Source organism: Micromonospora sp. NPDC049282 (assembly GCF_043197045.1).
Taxonomy (GTDB): Bacteria; Actinomycetota; Actinomycetes; order Mycobacteriales; family Micromonosporaceae; genus Micromonospora.
The window spans coordinates 187,550-210,037 of sequence record NZ_JBICSL010000007.1; the positions used below are offsets into that span (position 1 = coordinate 187,550).

Consider the following 22,488-nt stretch of genomic DNA (forward strand, 5'->3'; position numbering starts at 1 on the left):
AAGAGGCGCCATGACAGACCAGAACAAGCTCCTGGAATATTTGAAGCGGGCCACCGTCGACCTTCGGGACACGCGGGAGGCGCTGCGGGCCGCCGAGGACCGGGCCCGGGAGCCGATCGCCATCGTGGCGATGGGCTGTCGGTATCCCGGTGAGGTCGCCAGCGCCGAGGACCTGTGGCACCTGGTGGCGGCCGACGGCGACGCGATCGGCGCCCTGCCGTCCGACCGGGGCTGGGACGTCGACGCGCTCACCGCCGCCGCCGGCGGGCCGCGCGAGGGCGGCTTCCTCAGCGGCGCCGGCGACTTCGACGCCCAACTCTTCGGCGTCTCGCCGCGCGAGGCGCTGGTGATGGACCCGCAGCAGCGGCTCATGCTCCAGGTCGCCTGGGAGGCGCTGGAGCACGCCGGCATCGACCACACGCTGCTGCGGGGCACCCGTACGGGCGTCTTCGTCGGCGCCATGTACCACGACTACGGCGCGCTCGTCGGCACCGCCGGGGACCAGGCGGAGAGCTACCTGGCGACCGGCAACGCCGGCAGCGCCATCTCCGGCCGCGTCTCCTACACCTTCGGGTTCGAGGGGCCGGCCGTCACGGTCGACACCGCGTGCTCGTCCTCGCTCGTCGCGGTCCACCTCGCCGCGCAGTCGCTGCGCCAGGGGGAGTGCACACTCGCGCTGGCCGGCGGCGTCACCGTGATGGCCACGCCGTCCGTGCTGACCGGGTTCACCGTCGACAGCGGCCTCGCCGCCGACGCGCGCTGCAAGTCGTTCGCCGCGTCGGCCGACGGCACCGCCTGGTCGGAGGGCGCGGGGATCCTCGTGCTGGAACGGCTGAGCGACGCCCGGCGCAACGGGCACCGGGTGCTGGCCCTGGTCCGCGGCAGCGCGGTCAACCAGGACGGCGCGTCGAGCGGGCTGACCGCCCCCAACGGCCCGTCCCAGCAGCGGGTGATCGCACAGGCGTTGGCCGGCGCCGACCTCGGCCCGGGCGACGTGGACGTGGTGGAGGCGCATGGCACCGGCACCACGCTCGGCGACCCGATCGAGGCGCAGGCGCTGCTGGCCACGTACGGGCGCAACCGGCCGCCGGACCGCCCGCTGTGGCTCGGGTCGGTGAAGTCGAACCTGGGGCACACCCAGGCGGCCGCGGGGGTGGCCGGGATCATCAAGATGGTCATGGCGCTGCGCCACGGGCTGCTGCCGCGCACCCTGCACGTGGACGAGCCGACGCCGCACGTCGACTGGTCGGCCGGGGAGATGCGCCTGCTGACCGAGCCGGTGCCCTGGTCGCGCGTCGGCAGCGCCCGGCGGGCCGGGATCTCCTCGTTCGGGGTCAGCGGCACCAACGCCCACGTCATCGTCGAGGAGGCCCCCGCCGAGGCGCCCGCCACGGTGACCCGTGAGCCGGCCGGCCCTCCGGCGACGGTGCCGCTGCTGCTGTCGGCCGGATCCGCCACCGCCCTGCGCGAGCAGGCGGAACGCCTGCGGGCCCGGCTCGCCGCCGACCCCAACGTGGCGCTGCTCGACATCGGCTACTCGCTCGCCACCGGCCGCACCCTGCTGGACGAGCGCGCGGTCGTGCTGGCCGGGGACCACTGCCGGGCGGCCGCGAGCCTGACCGCCGTCGCCCAGGGCACGGCCGACCCCGCGGTGATCAGCGGAGCCGCCCGCCCGGGCCGGCTGGCCGTGCTCTTCACCGGCCAGGGCGCCCAGCGCCTCGGCATGGGAACGGAGCTGCGCGCCGGGTTCCCGGTGTTCGCGGCGGCGTTCGACGAGATCTGCGACCGCTTCGACGCGGTGCTGGACCGGCCGTTGCGTGAGGTGGTCGACTCCGACGCCGACGCCCTGCAGCAGACCGTCCACACCCAGGCCGCCCTGTTCGCCCTCGAGGTGGCGCTGTACCGGCTGGTGGAGAGCTGGGGCGTCACCCCGGACGCGCTGCTCGGCCACTCGATCGGCGAGCTGGCCGCCGCGCACGTGGCCGGGGTGCTGTCGCTCGACGACGCCTGCACCCTGGTGGCCGCGCGCGGACGGCTGATGCAGCAGTTGCCGCCCGGCGGCGCGATGCTCGCGGTCGACGCCACCGAGGACGAGGCCACCGCCGAGCTGGCCGACTTCGCCGGCCGCCTGGACGTGGCGGCGGTCAACGGGCGGGCCCAGGTGGTCGTCTCCGGCGACGAGGACGCGGTGTTCGAACTCGCCGCCCGCTGGACCGCGCAGGGCCGGCGCAACAACCTGCTGCGCGTCTCGCACGCGTTCCACTCGGTCCGGATGGATCCGATGCTCGACGAGTTCCGGGCGGTGGCGGAGGGCCTGACGTACGCCCCGCCGCGGATCCCGATCGTGTCCAACGTGACCGGTCAGGTCGCCGAGCGGCTGGACGCCGACCACTGGGTCCGGCACGCCCGCCGCGCCGTCCGGTTCGCCGACGGGGTGGCGTGCCTGGAGGCGACAGGTGTCACGCGGTTCCTCGAACTCGGGCCGCACCCGGTGCTGACCGCGCTGGCCCGGCACTCGCTCACCGACCGCGCGGACGCGCCGGCGGTGATCGCGCCGGCGCTGCGGCAGGGCCACTCCGAGACCACGACCCTGCTCGCGGCGCTCGCCGAGCTGCACGTGGCGGGTCAGCCCGTCGACTGGGCCGCGGTCTACCGGGTGTGGGGCGGCGCCAGCGTCGTCCTGCCCACCTATCCGTTCGCGCGGGACCGCTACTGGCCGGTCCTCGCGCCGGCGCGGACCGAGGTCACCGGTGCCGGCGCGTTCTGGGCGGCGGTCGACGACGACGACGTGGCGCGGTTCACCGGCCTGCTCGGCGTCGCGCCGGACACCCGGGTGACCGAGTTGCTCCCGGCGCTGTCGGCCTGGCGCGGGCAGGCCGCCGAGCAGGCGGCCACCGACTCCTGGCGCTACCGCGTCGAGTGGCGGCCGGCCCATCCGACGCCGGCCCGGCTGACCGGCACCTGGCTGGTGGTGACGCCGGGCGGCGACGACGAGATCGTGAGCGACGTGGCCGGCGCGTTGAAGGCCGGCGGCGCCGAGTCCCGGGTGGTCATGGTCGGCGGCGACCGGGTGGCGGCGGCGGAGGGCCTGCGGCCGTACCGGTCGGCGGAGCTGGCCGGCGTCGCCTGCCTGCCGGCGACCGCGGGCGCGGCGTGGCTGCTCAGCGTCACCCAGGCCCTGCACGACCTGGACTGGAACGTCCCGCTGTGGTGTCTGACCCAGGACGCGGTGGCCGGCGCCGATCCCCACCTCGACCAGGTCTGGGGTCTCGGCCGGGTCGCCGCCCTGGAGTTCCCGCGGTGGTGGGGCGGCCTCGCCGACCTTCCGTTCGAGCTGGACGTGCTCGCCGCCCGGCACCTGGTGAGCGTGCTCGCCGACGGCCGCGAGGACCAGGTCGCGGTCCGCGCCTCCGGGGTGACCGCGCGCCGGCTGGTCCGGGCGCCGGCCCGGCCGCGCACCGGGACCGGCTGGGCGCCGACCGGCACCGTGCTGCTGACCGGTGGCACCGGCGCGCTCGGCGGGCACGTCGCCCGCTGGCTGGCCGACCGGGGCACGCCACACCTGCTGCTCGCCGGCCGCCGGGGCGCGGACGCCCCCGGCGTGCCGGACCTGGTCCGCGACCTCGAGGCCCGCGGCGCCCGGGTCACCGTCGCCGCCTGCGACGTCACCGACCGGGACGCGGTGACCGCGCTGCTCGGCACGGTGCCGGACGAGCACCAGCTGTCCGCGGTCGTGCACGCGGCCGGCAGCGGCACCGTATGCCCGATCGTCGAGCTCACGCCGGGCGAGCTGGCCGACGCGACGCACGCGAAGGTGGTCGGCGCCGAGGTGCTTGACGACGTGCTCGGCGACACGCCGCTGGACGCGTTCGTCGTGTTCGGCTCGATCGCCGGCGTCTGGGGCGCGGGCGGGCAGGGCGCGTACTCCGCGGCCAACGCCCACCTCGACGGCCTCGTCCGACGACGCCGGACTCGCGGCCTGCCGGGCACCTCGGTGAGCTGGGGCCCGTGGGCCGGCGCCGGCATGGCCGCCGGGGAGGGCGCCGACGAGTACCTCCAGCGGCGTGGCCTGCCCCCGATGGACCCCGGTCTCGCGGTGGCGGCGCTGGCCGGTGCGGTCAGCGGCGACGACGGGTGCGTCGTCGTGGCCGACGTCGACTGGGACCGGTTCGCCCCGGCGTTCACCGCGCTGCGGCCGCAACCGTTGCTGACCGGGCTGGCCGACGCCGCCACCGGCGGAGTGGCCGAGCCCGACAGCAGGGACAGCGAGCGGGACCGGCTCACCGCGCTGCCCGCCGCCGAGCGGCCGGCGGCCGTCCTGGAACTGGTGCAGCGGCACGCCGCGGCCGTTCTCGGCTATGCCCAGCCGGCCACCCTGCGGGTCGACCGCGCGCTGCGCGACCTCGGCATGGACTCGGTGACCGCGGTGGAGCTGCGCGACCGGCTCGGCCGGGCGGTGGGCGAGCGGCTGGCCGCCACCGTCGCGTTCGACCACCCGAGCGTCCGCTCGCTCGCCGAGCACCTGGGCACGCTGCTGTTCGGGGGCCAGGCCGAGGACGACGACGACACCCGCATCCGGCGGGCGCTGCAACTGATCCCGCTGTCGCGGCTGCGCGGCGCCGGCCTGCTCGACACGCTGCTGAGCCTGGCCGAGCCGGAACCGGGCGCCGACCCGCTCCCGCTGACCACCGACGAGATCGACGACCTGGACGGCGAGGACCTGCTGCGGCTGGCGCTCGGCGAACGGGCCTCCTGAACCACCCGACGCGACGACCCCGCTGGAGTTCAAGATGGCTTCGACCGAAGACTACGTGGCCGCGCTGCGGTCGTCGTTGAAGGAGACCGAGCGACTGCGCACGGCGAACCGGGCGCTGACCGAGGCCGCCACCGAACCGATCGCGATCGTCGGGATGGCCTGCCGGCTCCCCGGCGCCGACTCGCCGGAGGCGCTGTGGCGGCTGGTCGACGACGGCGGCGACGCGATCACCGGTTTCCCGGACGACCGGGGCTGGGCGGTGCGCCCGGACGGGCCGGCGTACGCGGCCCGGGGCGGCTTCCTCACCGGCGGCGCCGACTTCGACGCCGAGTTCTTCGACATCTCACCCCGCGAGGCGCTGGCCATGGATCCCCAGCAGCGGCTGCTGCTGGAGACGTCGTGGGAGGCGATCGAGCGGGCCGGGATCGACGCCGACGACCTGCGGGGCAGCCGGACCGGCGTGTTCGTGGGCGCGGCCACCTCCGGCTACAACTACCTGCTGCACGACGAGCCGGCCGCGGAGGGGCACGCGCTCACCGGCAGCGCCACAAGCGTGCTGTCCGGCCGGGTCGCCTACACCCTCGGGCTGGAGGGACCGGCCGTCACCGTCGACACCGCCTGCTCGTCGGCGCTCGTCGCGTGTCATCTGGCCGCGCAGGCGCTGCGCCGCGGGGACTGTGCCACCGCGCTCGCGGCCGGCGTCACGGTGCTCGTGTCGCCGGAGGTGTTCGGCGAGTTCGCCAAGCAGGACGGCCTGGCCTCGGACGGGCGGTGCAAGCCGTTCGCGGCGGCCGCCGACGGCACCGGCTGGGCCGAAGGCGTCGGCGTCCTGGTGCTGGAACGCCTCTCCGAGGCCCAGCGGCTCGGCCGGCGTGTCCTCGCCGTGCTGCGCGGCAGCGCGGTCAACTCCGACGGCGCCAGCAACGGTCTGACCGCGCCCAGCGGTCCGGCCCAGCGCCGGGTGATCCGGGCGGCGCTGGCCGGCGCCGACCTGACGCCCGCCGACGTCGACGCGGTCGAGGCGCACGGCACGGGCACCCGGCTCGGCGACCCGATCGAGGCCGAGGCGCTGCTGGCGACCTACGGCCACGGCCGGTCGGCGGGCGATCCGCTGTGGATCGGCTCGGTGAAGTCGAACATCGGGCACACCCAGGCCGCGGCCGGCGTCGCGGGCGTCATCAAGATGGTGATGGCGATCCGGCGCGGCCGGCTGCCGCGCACGCTGCACGTGGACGAGCCGACGCCGTACGTCGACTGGAGCGCCGGCGGCGTCGCGGTCCTGCAGGAGCCGGTGAGCTGGCCGTGCCGGGACCGCCCGCGCCGGGCCGGCGTCTCGTCGTTCGGGGTGAGCGGCACCAACGCCCACGTGATCCTGGAGCAGGCGCCGGCGTCGCCGGCCGGCGACCCGGTCGAGGCGTTCGCCGGCCCGGTTCCGTGGGTCGTGTCCGGGCGTACGGCCGCGGGCCTGCGCGCCCAGGCCGAACGGCTGCGGGTCCATCTCGGCGAGGACCATGACCGGTACGCGGTCGCCCGGGCGCTGGCCGGCACCCGCTCCGCCATGGAGCACCGGGCCGTCGTGCTGGCCGGTCCGCAGGGGGCGGCCGGGCTGGCCGCGGTCCGGGACGGGCACGCCGCGCCCGGGGTGGTCCGGGGCACGGTCAGCGCGGGCAAGCTCGCGTTCCTGTTCACCGGCCAGGGCGGCCAGCGGGTGGGGATGGGCCGGGAGCTGCACGCCACCTACCCGGTCTTCGCCGAGGCGTTCGACGACATCTGCGCGCGCTTCGACCGTCACCTGGACCGTCCGCTGCGCGACGTGGTGTGGCACGACGCGGACCTGCTCGACCGGACCGGCTACACCCAGGCCGGGTTGTTCACGGTCGAGGCCGCGCTGTTCCGGCTGGTCGAGTCGTGGGGCGTCGTGCCGGACGTGCTGCTCGGCCATTCGATCGGCGAGCTGACCGCGGCGTACGTCGCCGGGGTGCTCTCGCTCGACGACGCGGTCACGCTGGTGGCGGCCCGGGGCCGGCTGATGCAGGCGCTCCCGGCCGGCGGCGGCATGCTGTCGGTGCGCCTGGGCGAGGCGGAGGTCGCCGCGGCGCTGCCGGACGGTCTCGACGTCGCGGCCGTGAACGGCCCGGAATCGGTGGTCGTCTCGGGTGACGAGGAAGCCGTCGCCGCGTTCGCCGCGAGCTGCGCCCAGGACGGGGTGAAGACCCGGCGGCTGCGCGTCTCGCACGCGTTCCACTCGGCCCGGATGGAGCCGATGCTTGACGCGTTCCGGGCGGTGGCGGCCGGGCTGACCCACGCCGCGCCGCGGATCCCGATCGTCTCGAACCTGACCGGCGCGGTGGTCGACGGGTACGACGCCGACACCTGGGTACGGCACGTCCGGCGCACGGTCCGCTTCCACGACGGCGTGCAGGAGCTGGCCCAGCTCGGCGTCCGCCGCTATCTGGAGCTCGGCCCGGACGGCGTGCTCACCGGCATGGCCCAGCTCGGGGCGGCCGGGACCGCCCAGCCGGAGGACCTGGCCCCGCCGGTGCGGGTGGCCGCCCTGCGGAGCCAGCGGCCCGAGCCGGAGACGCTGCTGGAGGCGGTCGGGGCGCTGTTCACCGTCGGCGTCCCGGTCGACTGGGCGGCCGTCGTCGGGCCGGACACCGGGTTGCCGGCCGAGCTGCCGACGTACGCGTTCCAGCGGGACCGCTACTGGCCGACCCACCGCGCCCCGGCCGCCGACGACTGGCGCTACCGGGTGGTGTGGACGCCGGTCACCCCGGCGCCGGGCCCGCGCCCGGGTCCCCGGCTGGTCCTGGCGCCCGAGGGCGTCGCGGCCGACGACGTGGTGGCCGCGCTCGGCGACGACGTCACGGTCCTGGTCCTGGCGGCGGTCGACCTCGACCGGACGGCCCTGGCCGCGCGCCTGGCCGCGACGGGCCGTGACTTCGGTACGGTCGTCTCGCTGGCCGGGCTGGCCGACGAGCCGATGCCGGACGGTGTGGTGGCGCTCGGCGCGGCGCTGACCCTCACCGTGCTGCAGGCGCTCGGCGACGCCGGCATCGACGCCCGGTTGTGGACGATCACCCGGGGCGTGTCCGAGCATCCGTTCGCCGCCCAGGTGTGGGGGCTCGGCCGGGTGGCCGCGCTGGAGCACCCGGACCGGTGGGGCGGCCTGATCGACCTGCCCGCCGACGCCGACGGGACGGCCCTGGGCCACCTGGCCGCCGTGCTGGACGACGGCGCCGAGGACCAGGTGGCGATCCGGTCCACCGGGGTGACCGCCCGCCGCCTCGTCCGCGCCGCCCCACCGGCGGCCGGCGGCCGCCTCGGCGAGGGCGGCGCCGTGCTCGTCACCGGCGGCACCGGTGCGCTGGGCGCGCACGTCGCGCGGATGCTGGCCGGCCGTGGCGCCGAACGCGTCGTGCTGACCGGCCGGCGCGGCGCCGACGCCCCCGGCGTGACCGAACTGGTCGAGGAACTGGCCGGACGCGGCACCACCGTCACGGTCGTCGCCTGCGACGTCGGCGACCGGGCCGCCGTCGCGGAGCTGGTCGCGGGCATCCCCGATCTGGTGGGCGTCGTGCACGCGGCCGGCTCGGGGGAGTTCGGCGCGCTGGCGGACACCGGCCCGGACGCGTTCGCGGCCACCCTGCGGGCCAAGGTGGCCGGCGCCCGGCACCTGGACGAACTCACCGCCGACCTCGACTTCTTCGCCGTCTTCAGCTCGGTGGCCGGAGTCTGGGGCAGCGGGCAGCAGGGCGCCTACGCGGCCGCCAACGCGTTCCTCGACGCCCTGGTCGAGCAGCGACGGGCCGCCGGCCGGCCGGGCCTGGCGCTCGCCTGGGGTCCGTGGGCCGGCGCGGGCATGGCCGGCGACGCGAGCACCCAGGAGTACCTGCGCCGCCGAGGGCTGCGGGCGATGGACCCGGCGCGTGCCGTGGCCGTCCTGGCCGCCGCGCTGGACGGCGACGACGGATGCGTGGTCGTCGCCGACGTCGACTGGCAGACCTTCGCCCCCGCGTTCACCGCGTCCCGGCCGCAGCCGCTGCTCGCGCTCCTGCCGGAGGCGGCCGGGCCGGCCGCCGTCGCGCGCCCCGGTGGCGACCCGCCGGCGTTCGCGGTCACCCTGCGCGGGCTGCCCGCCGCCGACCGGGAGCGGGCGCTGCGCACCCTGGTCCGCGAACAGGTGGCCTTGGTCCTCGGGCACCGCGACGTGGCCGGCGTGGACGTGCGGATCCCGTTCAAGAAGCTCGGCTTCGACTCGCTGACCGCGGTCGAGCTGCGCAACCGGCTCGGCGCCGAGACCGGCCTGACGCTGCCGGCCACGCTCGTCTTCGACCACCCGACGCCGGTGGCGCTTGCCGGCCGGCTGCGCGAGCTGCTGGCCGGCGACTCCGCCGCCACCCCGACCGCCGAGCCGGCCGCCCGCACCGAGCCGGACGAGCCGATCGCCATCGTCGGCATGGCCTGCCGTTATCCGGGCGACGCGGACAGCCCCGAGGCGCTGTGGCGGCTGGTCGACGGCGACGGCGACGGCCTCACGCCGTTCCCGGCCGACCGGGGCTGGGACCCGGCGTCGCTCGACGACCCGGACGCCCGGGGAGGCTTCCTGCGCGACGTGACCGGGTTCGACGCCGACCTGTTCGCCGTCTCCCCGCGCGAGGCGCTCGCCATGGACCCGCAGCAACGGATGTTGCTGGAGGTGGTCTGGGAGACCTTCGAACGGGCGGGGATCGACCCCCGCTCCACCGCCGGCACCCGCACCGGCGTGTTCGTGGGCACCAGCGGCCAGGACTATCTCGGCCTGCTGGCCGTCGCCGGCGAGGAGACCGACGGGCACCAGGGCACCGGCAACGCGGCCGCGGTGCTGTCCGGCCGGGTGGCCTACACGTACGGGCTCGAAGGTCCCGCGCTGACCGTGGACACCGCCTGTTCCTCGTCGCTGGTGGCGCTGCACCTGGCCGCCCAGGCGCTGCGCAACGGCGAGTGCGCGACCGCGCTGGCCGGCGGGGTGACCCTGATGTCGACGCCGACGGCGTTCGTCGAGTTCCGCCGCCAGCTCGGCCTCGCCGCCGACGGGCGGTGCAAGCCGTACGCGGGCGCCGCCGACGGCACCGGGTGGGGCGAGGGCGCCGGCGTGTTGCTGCTCGAACGGCTCTCCGACGCGCGGCGCAACGGACACCGGGTGCTGGCGCTGGTGCGCGGCACGGCGGTCAACTCCGACGGCGCCAGCAACGGGCTGACCGCGCCGAACGGGCCGGCGCAGCAACGCGTGATCCGGGCGGCGCTGGCCGCCGCCGGGCTGCGACCGGCCGACGTGGACGTGGTCGAGGGGCACGGCACCGGCACCCGCCTCGGCGATCCGATCGAGGCGCAGGCGTTGCTGGCCACCTACGGCCAGGACCGCGACGAGCCGCTCTGGCTGGGCTCGGTCAAGTCGAACATCGGCCACACCCAGGCCGCCGCCGGCGTCGCCGGCGTGATCAAGATGGTGCAGGCGATGCGGCACGACCGGCTGCCCCGTACGCTGCACGTGGACCGGCCGACGCCGCAGGTCGACTGGGCGTCCGGGGCGGTGCGGCTGCTCACCGAGCCGGTGCCGTGGACCCGTGCCGGGCACGCCCGGCGGGCCGGCGTGTCGTCCTTCGGCATGAGCGGCACCAACGCCCACGTGATCCTCGAAGAGGCGCCCGAGGCCGCCGCCGAGGCGGTCACCCCGGCGCCCGCCACCCCGTCCTGGCCGATCTCCGGGCGTACCGAAGGGGCGTTGCGCGCCCAGGCCGCCGCCCTGCGCGACGTCGACGACGAGCCGGCCGCGGTCGCCCGGACGCTGGTGGCCGGGCGCGCGGCGCTGGAGCACCGGGCGGTGGTCGTGGGCGCGGACCGCGCCGGCCTCGCCGCCGCCGCGGCCGGCGCCGCCGCCAACAGCCTGGTCACCGGGGTACGGTCGGCGGCCGCCGCCGAGGGCGGCGTGATCCTGGTCTTCCCCGGCCAGGGCGGCCAGTGGGCCGGCATGGCGGCCGACCTGCTCGACACCTGCCCGGTCTTCGCCGACCGGTTCGCGGAGTGCGAGGCGGCGCTGGCCGAGCACCTGGACTGGGCGGTGGGCGCCGCGTTGCGGGCCCGCGACGAGTCCTGGATGGAGCGGTCCGACCTGCTGCAACCGGCGCTGTGGGCGGTGATGGTGTCGCTGGCCGCGGTGTGGGAGTGGCTCGGCGTCGACGTCGCCGGCGTGGTCGGGCACTCCCAGGGCGAGCTGGCCGCCGCCGTGGCCGCCGGGGCGCTGAGCCTCACCGACGGCGCGCGGATCTCGGTCGAGCGGGCCCGGATCCTGCTCCGGCTGGCCGGTCAGGGTGGCCTGCTGGCCGTCGGGGCCGGCGTCGACCGGGCCGGGGCGCTGCTGGACGGCGTCGACGGCGCGGTGCTCGGCGCGGTGAACGGCCCGCACCTGGTGGTGCTGTCGGCCGACTCGGCCGGCCTGGCCACCATCGAGGAACGGTGTGCCGCGCGCGGCCTATGGTCGCGCCGGGTGGCGATCGACTACGCCTCCCACTCCCGCCAGGTGGAGGCCGTCCGCGACGACCTGCGCGCCGCGTTCGGCACGGTGCGCCCGACGGCCGGCCGGATCCCGTTCTACTCGACCGTCACCGGTGGCCTGCTCGACACCACCGCGCTCGACTCCGACTACTGGTACGACAACCTCCGCAACCCGGTCCGGTTCGACGAGGTCGTGCAGGGGCTCATCGCGGCCGGGCACACCACGTTCGTCGAGGTGAGCCCTCACCCCGTGCTGGCCGCCGCGCTGCAGGACCGGGTCGACGCCGCCGGTGGCCTGGTGACCGGGACGCTGCGCCGCGACCACGACGGCTGGACCCAGCTGCACCGGGCGGTGGCCGAGCTGTGGGTGCGCGGCGCGACCGTGGACTGGTCCGTGCTCACCCCGGCCGGCCCGGCCGCCGACCTGCCGACCTACCGGTTCCAGCACGAGCGGTTCTGGCCGCGGGTGCGGGCGACGGCTGGCGACGTCTCCGCCGCCGGGCTCGCCACCGGCGACCACCCGCTGGTCGGCGCGGCGGTGACGCTGGCCGACGGTGACGGGCTCGTGCTCACCGCCCGGATCTCCGCCAGCAGCCACCGGTGGCTCGGCGACCACCGGGTGATGGGCCGGATCGTCTTCCCCGGCACCGCGTTCGTCGAGCTGGCCGGGCAGGCCGGACGGCTGGCCGGCGCGGGCGTGCTGCGTGAGCTGACCATCGCCACGCCGTTGGTGCTGCCCGCGGCCGGGGACGTGCTGCTCCAGGCGCGGGTCGGCGCTCCGGAGAGCGACGGCGTCCGGACGGTGCGGATCGCCGCCCGCGCCGGGGACGACGCCCCGTGGGTGCGCCACGCCGACGGCCTGCTCGCCGACGACGCCGCCGAGCCCGGATTCGACCTGCGGGCCTGGCCGCCCGCCGGGGCCGAGCCGGTCGGAGTGGACGACACCTACGACCTGGCCGCCCACGCGGGCCTGGACTACGGACCGGACTTCCGGGGACTGCGCGCGGCCTGGCGGCACGGCGACGACGTGCTGGCCGAGATCGAGCTGCCCGAGGCCGTGGACGCCGAGTCGTACGCGCTGCACCCGGCGCTCTTCGACGCCGCCCTGCACGCGGCGGCGCTGGCGGGTGGTGACGGGGGCGCGCGGTTGCCGTTCGCGTGGACCGGCGTGAGCGTGTACGCGGCCGGCGCGCGGGCGCTGCGGGTGAGGTTGCGCCCGGTCGGCGAGGACGGCCTCGCCGTGCACCTGGCCGACCCGTCGGGCGCCGCGGTCGCCGCCGTCGACCGGCTGGTGTTCCGTCCGGTCGCCGGTGACAACCTGACCCGTGCCCCGCGGCTGGACGACTCGCTGTTCCGGATCGAGTGGGACGAGAGCCGGGCCGAGGGCAGCACCGCCGGGCGGGCCTACCTGGCCGTCGGCGACCTGACCGTGCCCGACCTCCCCCTGCTCACCGCGGTCCCGCCCGGTGCGCCCGCCGACCTCACCCGCCGCACCCTCGACGTCGTGCAGCGGTGGCTGGCCGGCGACGACGACTCCCGGCTGGTGGTGCTGACCCGCGCCGCCACCCCGGCCGGCGGGCCGGTCACCGACCTGTCCGCCGCGACCGTGCTGGGCCTGCTCCGGTCGGCCCAGAACGAGTACCCCGGCCGGATCGTCCTGGTGGACACGGACGGGCTGCCGGAGTCGTGGGCGGTGCTGGCCGGCCCGCTGCCGGTCGACGAGGAGCCGCAGCTCGCGGTACGCGCCGGAGTCGTGCTCGTGCCGCGACTCGGCCGGGCCCTGCCCGCGGCGCTGGTGCCCCCGGCCGCCGGGCCGTGGCGGCTGGAGGCCGGTGCGGCCGGCACCCTCGACGGTCTGGAACTGCGCCCGTCCCCGGCGGCCTCGGCGCCGCTGGACGCCGGCCAGGTCCGGATCGCGGTGCGGGCGGCCGGCGTCAACTTCCGGGACGTCGCCATCTCGCTCGGCCTGACCGACCAGCAGGGCATGGGCACCGAGGCGGCCGGCGTGGTCACCGAGGTCGGCGCGGACGTCACCGACCTGGCGCCCGGCGACCGGGTCTTCGGCGCGATCGGCGGCGCGTTCGGGCCGGTCGTGGTGGCCGAACGCGCGCTGGTGGCCCGGATGCCGGCCGGCTGGAGCTTCGCCGAGGCGGCCTCGGTCACCACGGTCTACCTGACCGCCTGGTACGGCCTGCGCGACCGGGGTGGCCTGCGGGCGGGGGAGACCCTACTGGTGCACGCCGCGGCCGGTGGGGTCGGGATGGCCGCGGTCGAGCTGGCCCGGATGTGGGGCGTCGAGGTCTTCGCCACCGCGAGCCCGGCCAAGTGGGACACGGTGCGCGAGCTGGGCGTGGCCGACGACCACCTGGCCTCCTCGCGCACGCTCGACTTCGCCGACGCGTTCCGGACCGTGACCGGCGGCCGGGGCGTGGACATGGTGCTCCACTCGCTGACCGGCGAGTTCACCGACGCGTCGCTGCGCCTGCTGACGCCGGGCGGCCGGTTGATGGACATGGGCAAGACCGACAAGCGCGATCCGCTCGAGGTGGCCGACCGCCACCCCGGCATCCGGTACGACGCGTTCGACCTGTTCGAGGCGGGCGCCCCGCGCATCGGCGAGCTGCTGCGCGAGGTGCTGCGCCTGTTCGACCAGGGCCGGTTGCGGATGCTGCCGATCACCGCCTGGGACGTCCGGGACGCGCCGGCCGCGTTCCGGCACATCAGCCGGGCCCGGCACGTCGGCAAGAACGTCTTCACCGTGCCCGCGCCGCTGGACCCGGACGGCACGGTGCTGGTGACCGGCGGCACCGGGCAGCTCGGTGGCCTGCTGGCCGAGCATCTGGTGACCGCGTACGGGGTCCGGAACCTGCTGCTCACCAGCCGCCAGGGCGCCGAGGCGCCGGGCGCCGCGGAGCTGACCGCGCGGTTGCGGGACCGGGGCGCCACGGTCGACGTGGTCGCCTGCGACGTGGCCGAGCGGGACGAACTCGCCGCGCTGCTCGACGGACGCCGGCTGACCGGCGTGGTGCACTGCGCCGGCGCGCTGGACGACGGGACGTTCGCCGCGATGACGGCGGACCGGATCGACACCGTCTTCCGGCCCAAGGCCGACGCGGCGCTGCATTTGCACGAGCTGACCGCCGACCACGACCTGGCGATGTTCGTGCTCTACTCGTCGGTCGCGGCCACGTTCGGCTCGCCCGGGCAGGCGAACTACGCGGCGGCCAACAGCTTCCTCGACGCGCTGGCCGCCCACCGCCGCGGGCTCGGACTGCCGGCGGTCGCGCTCGGCTGGGGGCTGTGGGCCCAGCCCAGCGGGATGACCGCCCACCTCGACGGCACGAACCTGAGCCGGGCCACCCGGGCCGGCGCGGCGCTGGACTCCGAGACCGGTCTGGCGTTGTTCGACGCGGCGGCCACGCTGCCCGGCGCGCATCTGGTGCTGTCCGCGCTGGACCGCTCCGGCTTCGGCGAGGAGGTGCCCCCGCTGCTGCGCCGGCTGGTGCGGCCGGCCGTGCGCCGGGTCGCCCCGGCCGCCGCCGGGGCGGTTCCGCTGGCCGAGCGGCTGGCCCCGCGGTCCCCGGCCGAGCAGGACGCGTTCCTGCTGGACCTGGTGATCGCGCACGCCGCCGCCGTGCTGGGTCACCCCACCACGGACGCGGTCGGCGCGGAACGGGCGTTCAAGGACCTCGGGTTCGACTCGCTGACCGCGGTCGAGCTGCGCAACCGGCTCACCGTCGAGACGGGCGTACGGCTGCCGGCGACCCTGATCTTCGACCATCCGACCCCGCTGGCCCTGGCCACCCGGGTCCGGGCGCTGCTGCTGCCGGACCGGGGCAGCCCGGAGGCGGTGCTGCGGCGCAGCCTGGACGACGTGGAGACGGCGCTGGGCGAGGTCGCCGAGCTGGACTCCAACGAGCGTTCCCGGCTGCGGATGCGCCTGGAGGTGCTGCTGGACCGGGTGCGGGACCTCGGCGACGAGGGCCCCGGCGTGGCGACCGGGCTCGGCGACGCCGACCTGGAGTCGGCCACCGCGGACGACATCTTCGCCCTCATCGACAGCGAACTCGGAACGTCCTGAGAGGACTCTCCTGATGCCTGAGCAGACAGCCACGGAGCCCACGACCGCCGAGCGCCTCGCCGCCCTGGACGCGCGGCGCCGGCAGGTGGTGGAGACGGCCGAGGACCGGGCCCGGCAGAAGCAGCACCAGAAGGGCAAGCTCACCGCGCGGGAGCGGCTCGACCTGCTCTTCGACCCCGGCTCGTTCGTGGAGCTGGACGAGTTCGTCCGGCACCGGTGCGCCGAGTACGGCATGGGCGGCGACCGGCCGGACGGGGACGGGGTGGTCACCGGCTACGGCACCGTCGACGGCCGGCAGGTCTGCGCGTTCTCCCAGGACTTCACGATCCTGGGCGGCAGCATGGGCGAGGCGTGCGGCGGCAAGGTCATGAAGCTGATGGACCTGGCCATGAGGATCGGCTGCCCGGTCGTCGGCATCAACGACTCCGGTGGCGCCCGGATCCAGGAGGGCGTGGTCTCGCTGGCCCACTATGCCGAGATCGGACGCCGCAACGTGCTCGCCTCGGGCGTGATCCCGCAGATCTCGCTCATCATGGGGCCGTGCGCCGGCGGCGCGGTGTACTCGCCGGCGATGACCGACGTCACGGTGATGGTGCGCGACACCTCGTACATGTTCGTGACCGGCCCCGAGGTGGTCGCCGCGGTGCTGGGGGAGCGCACCTCGCGCGACGAGCTCGGCGGCGCGGAGACCAACAGCGAGATCGCCGGCAACGTGCACCACGTGGCCGACGACGAGCCGGCCGCGATCGCCTGGGTCCGTGACCTCCTGGGCTATCTGCCCAGCAACAACCGCGAGGAGGCGCCGGTGTTCGCGCACACCGGCGCGCCGGAGGTCACCGAGCGCGACCGCCACCTCGACGGCATCATGCCGGACTCGGCGAACCGCACCTACGACATGGTCGAGTTGATCGAGCGGATCGTCGACGAGGACTCGCTGCTGCCGTTCCAGGAGTCGTTCGCGCCGAACATCATCTGCGCGCTGGCCTCGGTCGAGGGGCGCTCGGTCGGCGTGGTGGCCAACCAGCCCGGCCACCTGGCCGGCGCGATCGACCTGGACGCGTCGGACAAGGCGGCCCGTTTCGTGCGGATGTGTGACGCGTTCCGGATCCCCATCCTCACCCTGGTCGACGTGCCGGGCTACCTGCCCGGCATCCAGCAGGAGCGCCGGGGCATCATCCGGCACGGCGCCAAGCTGCTGTACGCGTACTCCGAGGCCACCGTCCCGCTGGTGACCGTGGTCGTGGGCAAGGCGTACGGCGGCGGCTACGCGGTGATGGGCTCCAAGCACCTGGGCGCCGACGTCAACCTCGCCTGGCCGACGGCGAAGATCGCGGTGATGGGCGCCGACGGGGCGGTGCTGATGCTCTACCGCAAGGCGCTGGCCGCGGCCGAGGGCGCCGACCGCGAGCGCCTGCTGGCCAAGTACACCGAGGAGTACCGGCAGCTGTTCGACTCGCCGTACATCGCCGCCGAGCGCGGCTACGTCGACCGGGTGATCCGCCCGTCGCAGACCCGCCTGGAGGTGGCCCGCGCCCTGCGCGCGCTGCGGCACAAGCGGGCCGAGCTGCCGGCGAAGCGGCACGGCAACATCCCGCTCTGATCACCGGCACGTGCGGAGGCCGCCACGCCGACGGGCGTGGCGGCCGCTCTCCGTTCGGTGAACTACCGGATGCTGCGGGCGAACTGACGGGACGCCCAGTAGACCGACAGCACCGTCAGGACCGTCAGCACGGCGAAGCTCTGCCAGACCACCGGCGCCTCCGGGTGCCCGGCGAACAGCTCGCGCATCCCCCGGACGACCCACGAGAACACGTTGAGGTTGGCCACGTTCTGCAGCCACACCGGCGCCAGCGCCAGCGGCAGCAGGATGCCGGACAGCATCAGCAGCGGGTGCCCCACCGTGTTGATCAGCGGGCTCAGGATGCCCTCGGTCTTCAGCTTCAGGGCCGCTCCGTTGGACAGCGCCGACATGCCGAGCGCGATCATGCCGACCAGCAGGAACCCGAGCAGCAGCTCCGGCAGGCGCACCGACAGGCCGAACAGCATCGCGGTCAGCGTCACGATGGCGCCCTGGAACAGGAGGTTCGCGACGTCCTTCAGGGAGCGCCCGAGCAGCAGCGCCACCGTGCTCATCGGCGTCACCCGGGCCCGCTCGATCATGCCGGCGCGCAGCTCGACGAGCATGTTGAAGCCGGCGAACATGCCGCCGAAGATGGCCAGCAGCACCAGCAGGCCGGGCACGAACGTGGTGTACGCCGCGCCGGACGTCGGCGCGTTCAGGGCCCGCTGGAGCAGCGGTGCGAACAGGAACAGGTAGACCAGCGGATCCAGGATGCTGAGGAAGATCCAGATCGGGCTGCGGATGATCTGGCTGATCTGGCGGTGGAACACCAGCCAGGTGCCGCGGGCGACGTTCATGGCGGCAGGCCCCCTTTCAGGCTGCGGTGAGCGAGCGGCCGGCTTTGGCCAGGAACACGTCGTCGAGCGAGGGCCGGTGCACCTCGATCGTGTCGGGCACGATGCCGGCGTCGTCGAGGTCGTGCAGGATCTTCGGCAGCACCCGGTTGCCGGACTCGACGAACAGCCGCAGGCCCTCGTCGGTGGATTCGAGCCGGGTCACGTAGGCCGCCCCGGTCATGATCTTCTCGGCGTCCGGCGTGCTGCCGTTCAGCCCGAGCGTGACGACGTCGCCGGCGACCTGGCGCTTCAGCTCGTTCGGGGTGCCCTCCGCGACGACCTGCCCCTTCTCGACGATCGCCACCCGGTCGCACAGCGCGTCGGCCTCCTCGAGGTAGTGGGTGGTGACGAGCACGGTCATGCCGTCGGCGCGCAGGCGCTCGATCTCGTCGCGGATGTCGGCCCGGCCGGCCGGGTCGAGGCCCGCGGTCGGCTCGTCCAGGAACAGCACCTTCGGTTCGTTGATGAGACCCATGGCGATGTCCACCCGGCGCCGTTGGCCGCCCGAGTAGGTCTTGCACCGCCGGTCGGCGTACTCGCTGAGCTTGAAGGTGTCCAGCGCCCGCGCGGCCCGCTCCCGGGCCTCGGCCTTGCCGATGCCGAACATGCGGGCCTGCAGGATGAGCTCCTCGCGGGCGGTCGAGTTGTCCGCGGTGCACCCGCCCTGCGACACGTACCCGATGCGACGTCGCACCTCGGCCGCCTCGGTGGCCAGGTTGGCGTCGGCGATGACGGCGCTGCCGCTGTCCGGCCGGATGAGGGTGGTGAGCATCCGGATGGTCGTGGTCTTGCCCGCGCCGTTCGAGCCGAGCAGGCCGAGCACCTGTCCTTTCTGGACGTCGAAGGTGACGCCACGCACGGCGTCGACGTCGATGGTCTTCCGCCCGAAGCGGATCCGATACGACTTGCGCAGATCGTTGACCTCGATCATGTCTACTCCCAAGCGGTGGCAAGGCACGGATGCGCCACACCTGTCCATGCTCGGGGCGTGCGTGCGGCACGGTAACCCGTAGGCCGCCCCCTACTGACCCGAGACTGCGGGGAGGCACTTCCGGATCTCTTGCGTCCGCCGTCGGCCCGTGAGGATCCTCATCTCACATCGGGGGTTCCGCCTCCGGAGCTCTGCCGACGTGAGGGGCGACAAGCATGACCGACGACGACGCGGGCCTGTGGATCCGGGAATATCACCCGGCCACGCCCGGCAGTGTCCAGCTCGTCTGCCTGCCGCACGCCGGCGGCTCGGCGAGCTACTACTTCCCGGTGTCGCGGGCCCTGGCGCCCGAGGTCGAGGTGCTGGCGATCCAGTACCCCGGCCGGCAGGACCGCCGGCACGAGCCGCTGGTGCGGGACCTGCCCGAACTGGCCCGACGGGTGCGCGCGGTGCTGCGCCCGCGGACCGACCGGCCGCTGGCGCTGTTCGGGCACAGCATGGGCGCGAGCCTCGCCTTCGAGGTGGCACGCCTGTTGGAGCAGGAGGACGGGGTGACCCCGGCGTGGGTGTTCGCCTCCGGCCGGCGGGCGCCGTCGCGGGTCCGGGACGAACGGGTGCACCAGCTCGACGACCGGGGCCTCATCGCGGACGTGCGCCGGCTCAGCGGCACCGAGGGCGGGCTGCTCGGCGACGACGAGGTGCTGCGGATGATCCTGCCCGCCATCCGCGCCGACTACACGGCCGCGGAGACCTACCGGTACGCGGACGGCCCGCCGCTGTCGGCGCCGATCACCGCGTTCACCGGCGAGAGCGACCCCAAGGCCACGGTCGACGAGGTGCGGTCCTGGCAGGACCACACCACCGGGCCGTTCGACCTGCACACCTATTCCGGCGGCCACTTCTTCCTCAACCGGCACCAGGCCGCGGTGCTCACCATCATCCGGACGCAGCTCGCCTGCGTGCGGGCCGGTTCGCGCACCGCCTGACCCGGCACCACCGCGGAGCGGAAGAGGGATCAGCATGACCGACACGATCACGACGACCACGTCACCCGACCTGACCACGATGCTGGCCCGGCGGGCGGCGGAGACGCCGGACACGGTGGCGTACTCGATGGTCCGGCCCACCGGCCGCCCGCGGGACGACGAACTCACGTACGGCGATCTGGAGATCGCCGCCCGGGCCCGGGCGGCCGCCATGTGCGAGCGCGACCTGGGCGGACGTACGGCGGTGATGCTCTACCCGTCCGGTCTCGAGTTCCCCAGGGCGCTGTTGGGCGCCCAACTGGCCCGGGTGCGCGCCGCTCCGGTGAAGGTGCCCAACCGGCGCAGCGGCCTGCTGCGGGTGCGGGCGGTCGCGGACGACGCGGGGGCGACCACGATCCTCACCACGGTGGCCGTCCGGGAACAGCTCCTCGCGCAGTTCGGCGACGCGCCGGAGCTGTCCGGCCTGTCCTGGCTGTGCACCGACACGGTCGCGGACGAGGTCGCGGCGGCCTACTCGCCGCGGATCATCGTGCCGGACGACGTCGCGATGTTGCAGTACACGTCCGGCTCGACCGGGATGCCCAAGGGCGTCGTGGTCAGCCACCGCAACTTCTGCGCGAACGCCGAGGACCTGGCCCGTCGCTGGCCGGTCAGCGACGGTGGCCGGGTGGTCTCGTGGCTCCCGCTCTTCCACGACATGGGACTGCTGTTCGGCATCGTGATGCCGCTGTGGTCCGGGGCGCCGGCGTACCTGATGGCGCCGGACGACTTCGTCCGCCGCCCGTTGGGCTGGCTGGAGGCGATCGCGGAGCTGGGCGGCACGCACACCGCCGCGCCGAACCTGGCCTACGAGCTGTGCGCGCGGGCGGCCGCCGACGCCCGGCCCGACCTCGACCTGTCCTGCCTGCGGGCGACGATCAGCGGGTCGGAGCCGGTGCGGTGGGACACCGTTGAGCGGTTCGCCGCGGCGTTCGCGCCGTACGGGCTGGAGCGGCGGTCGATCAGCCCCGGATACGGCCTGGCCGAGAACACGTTGAAGGTCTCCGGCAGCCGGTCGACCGACCAGCCCCGGGCGCGGTGGCTCTCCGCCGCGGCGCTGGCCGACCGGAAGGTCGTGGGCGTCGCCCCGGGCGACCCGGACGCGACCGCGGTGGTCAGCTGCGGACCGGCCGACGGGCTGACCGAGGTGACGGTCGTCGACCCGGGCAGCCGTACCCGCTGTGCGGACGAGACCATCGGCGAGATCTGGCTGTCCGGTCCCTGCGTGGCGCAGGGCTACTGGCAGCGCCCGGCCGAGACCGCGGAGACGTTCGGGGCGACGGTCGCCGACGGCGATCCGGCACTGCGCTACCTGCGTACGGGCGACCTCGGCTTCGTCTCCGACGGTGAGCTCTTCGTCGCCGGGCGGCTGAAGGACGTCATCATCCGGTTCGGTCGCAACTACTATCCGCAGGACCTCGAGCAGACCACCGAGACCTGCGCCCCCGGGCTGCAACCGTCGTGCTCGGCCGCCTTCGCGGTCGACGGCGGCGCCACCGAGGACCTCGTGGTGGTGGTGGAGGTGAACGGCCGGATCCTGCGGGACACCCCGGCCGAGCAGCTCACCGAGGCCGTACGGACGACCGTGGAGGCGCGGCACGGCATCCCGGTCGCCGAGGTGGTGCTCATCCGGCGCGGCACGCTGCCCCGGACGACGAGCGGCAAGGTGCAGCGGCGGGCCTGTCGGGCCGCCTATCTCGACGGCACCCTGGCCCGGATCGGGTCCGGCTCGTGACCGGTAGCCGGATCCGCGGCGTGGGCGCGTACCGCCCGGCCCGGGTCGTGCACAACGACGAGATCTGCGGCCCGATCGACTCGACCGACGAGTGGATCCGGCAGCGCTCCGGCATCGTCAGCCGCCGGTTCGCCGGTCCGGACGACTCCGTGGTCAGCATGGCGACGGAGGCCGCCGACGGCGCGCTGAGCCATGCCGGAGTCACCGCGGAGAGCATCGACGTCGTCATCGTGGCGACGATGTCCTACCTGTACCAGTCGCCTGCTGCCGGCCCGCAGGTGGCGGACCTGCTCGGCGCGCGCCGGGCCGCCGCCTTCGACCTCGGCGCGGCCTGCGCCGGGTTCTGCTCGGCGCTGGCCGTGGCCGACGGACTCGTCCGCAGCGGCTCGGCCGGCCGGGTGCTGGTCATCGGGTCCGAGCGGATGACCGACATCATCGATCCCAAGGACCGGTCGACCGCCTTCCTGTTCGCCGACGGCGCCGGCGCGGTGGTGGTCGAGTCGGCCGGCAGCCGCGGCATCCACCAGGTGGTCTGGGGCGCGGACGGGGCCCGCAGCGGCGTCATCGGGCACGAGGGCTCGTGGGCCGAGACGCGCGACGCCCCGGGCTTCTGGCCGGTGATGCGGATGGCCGGGCAGGAGGTCTTCCGCTGGGCGATCTCCGAGGTGGCGCCGGTCGCCGGCGAGGCGGTGCGGGCCGCCGGCCTGACCGTCGACGACCTCGCGGCGTTCGTGCCGCACCAGGCCAACGTACGGATCATCGACCGGATCGCCGGCTCGCTGGGCCTGCCCGCGAGCGTGGTGGTCTCGCGCGACGTGGAGCACTCCGGCAACACCTCCGCCGCGTCGATCCCGCTCGCCATGGAGGCGCTGATCAGCGCCGGCCGGGTGCCGTCCGGCGGCCTGGCGCTCCTGTCCGGGTTCGGCGCCGGCCTGACCCATGCCTCGCTGGTGGCCCGGCTGCCCTGAG

At 75.4% G+C, this 22,488-nt stretch carries 7 protein-coding genes and 1 pseudogene; 6 read left to right on the forward strand and 2 right to left on the reverse strand.

Annotated elements, in window-relative coordinates:
• Positions 1-10: 10 nt before the first annotated feature.
• The 3 genes and pseudogenes from ACGFI2_RS14360 to ACGFI2_RS14370 all read left to right on the forward strand — a co-directional run.
• Positions 11-4,756, forward strand: a pseudogene (locus ACGFI2_RS14360) (type I polyketide synthase); the annotation flags it as partial.
• A gap of 55 nt (positions 4,757-4,811) precedes the next feature.
• Positions 4,812-15,371, forward strand: a complete 10,560-nt coding sequence (locus ACGFI2_RS14365) for an SDR family NAD(P)-dependent oxidoreductase (RefSeq protein WP_393516223.1) — start codon at positions 4,812-4,814, stop codon at positions 15,369-15,371.
• Between the two features lie 13 nt (positions 15,372-15,384).
• Positions 15,385-16,971 (forward strand): acyl-CoA carboxylase subunit beta, encoded by a 1,587-nt coding sequence (locus ACGFI2_RS14370; RefSeq protein WP_393515994.1) that lies wholly within the window; start codon positions 15,385-15,387, stop codon positions 16,969-16,971.
• 62 nt (positions 16,972-17,033) lie between these two features.
• On the opposite strand, the gene ACGFI2_RS14375 is transcribed toward ACGFI2_RS14370, so the two are convergent.
• Both ACGFI2_RS14375 and ACGFI2_RS14380 read right to left on the reverse strand, forming a co-directional pair.
• Positions 17,034-17,789, reverse strand: a complete 756-nt coding sequence (locus tag ACGFI2_RS14375) for an ABC transporter permease (protein WP_393515997.1) — start codon at positions 17,787-17,789, stop codon at positions 17,034-17,036.
• Between the two features lie 16 nt (positions 17,790-17,805).
• The gene (locus tag ACGFI2_RS14380) at positions 17,806-18,759 is read right to left on the reverse strand and encodes an ATP-binding cassette domain-containing protein (RefSeq protein ID WP_393516000.1); all 954 of its coding nucleotides are present in this window, start codon (positions 18,757-18,759) and stop codon (positions 17,806-17,808) included.
• A gap of 215 nt (positions 18,760-18,974) precedes the next feature.
• Between ACGFI2_RS14380 and ACGFI2_RS14385 the strand changes: the two genes are divergently transcribed.
• Genes ACGFI2_RS14385 through ACGFI2_RS14395 form a run of 3 tightly spaced genes read left to right on the forward strand, consistent with a single transcriptional unit; the run spans position 18,975 to position 22,487 of the window.
• Positions 18,975-19,745 carry a thioesterase II family protein gene (locus ACGFI2_RS14385; RefSeq protein ID WP_393516003.1) on the forward strand — a complete coding sequence of 257 codons (771 nt, stop codon included), beginning with the start codon at positions 18,975-18,977 and terminating at the stop codon, positions 19,743-19,745.
• A 34-nt stretch (positions 19,746-19,779) separates the two neighbouring features.
• The gene (locus ACGFI2_RS14390; RefSeq protein ID WP_393516006.1) at positions 19,780-21,519 is read left to right on the forward strand and encodes a fatty acyl-AMP ligase; all 1,740 of its coding nucleotides are present in this window, start codon (positions 19,780-19,782) and stop codon (positions 21,517-21,519) included.
• On the forward strand, positions 21,516-22,487 hold the full coding sequence (locus ACGFI2_RS14395) for a beta-ketoacyl-ACP synthase III (protein ID WP_393516009.1): 972 nt from the start codon (positions 21,516-21,518) through the stop codon (positions 22,485-22,487). Before ACGFI2_RS14390 ends, ACGFI2_RS14395 begins: the two co-directional genes overlap by 4 nt.
• Position 22,488: the final 1 nt, after the last annotated feature.

Coding starts and splice junctions, on each gene's coding strand:
- ACGFI2_RS14370 (WP_393515994.1), top strand. CDS start 15,385: ATGCCTGAGCAGACAGCCACGGAGCCCACGACCGCCGAGCGCCTCGCC.
- ACGFI2_RS14375 (WP_393515997.1), bottom strand. CDS start 17,789: ATGAACGTCGCCCGCGGCACCTGGCTGGTGTTCCACCGCCAGATCAGC.
- ACGFI2_RS14380 (WP_393516000.1), bottom strand. CDS start 18,759: ATGATCGAGGTCAACGATCTGCGCAAGTCGTATCGGATCCGCTTCGGG.
- ACGFI2_RS14385 (WP_393516003.1), top strand. CDS start 18,975: ATGACCGACGACGACGCGGGCCTGTGGATCCGGGAATATCACCCGGCC.
- ACGFI2_RS14390 (WP_393516006.1), top strand. CDS start 19,780: ATGACCGACACGATCACGACGACCACGTCACCCGACCTGACCACGATG.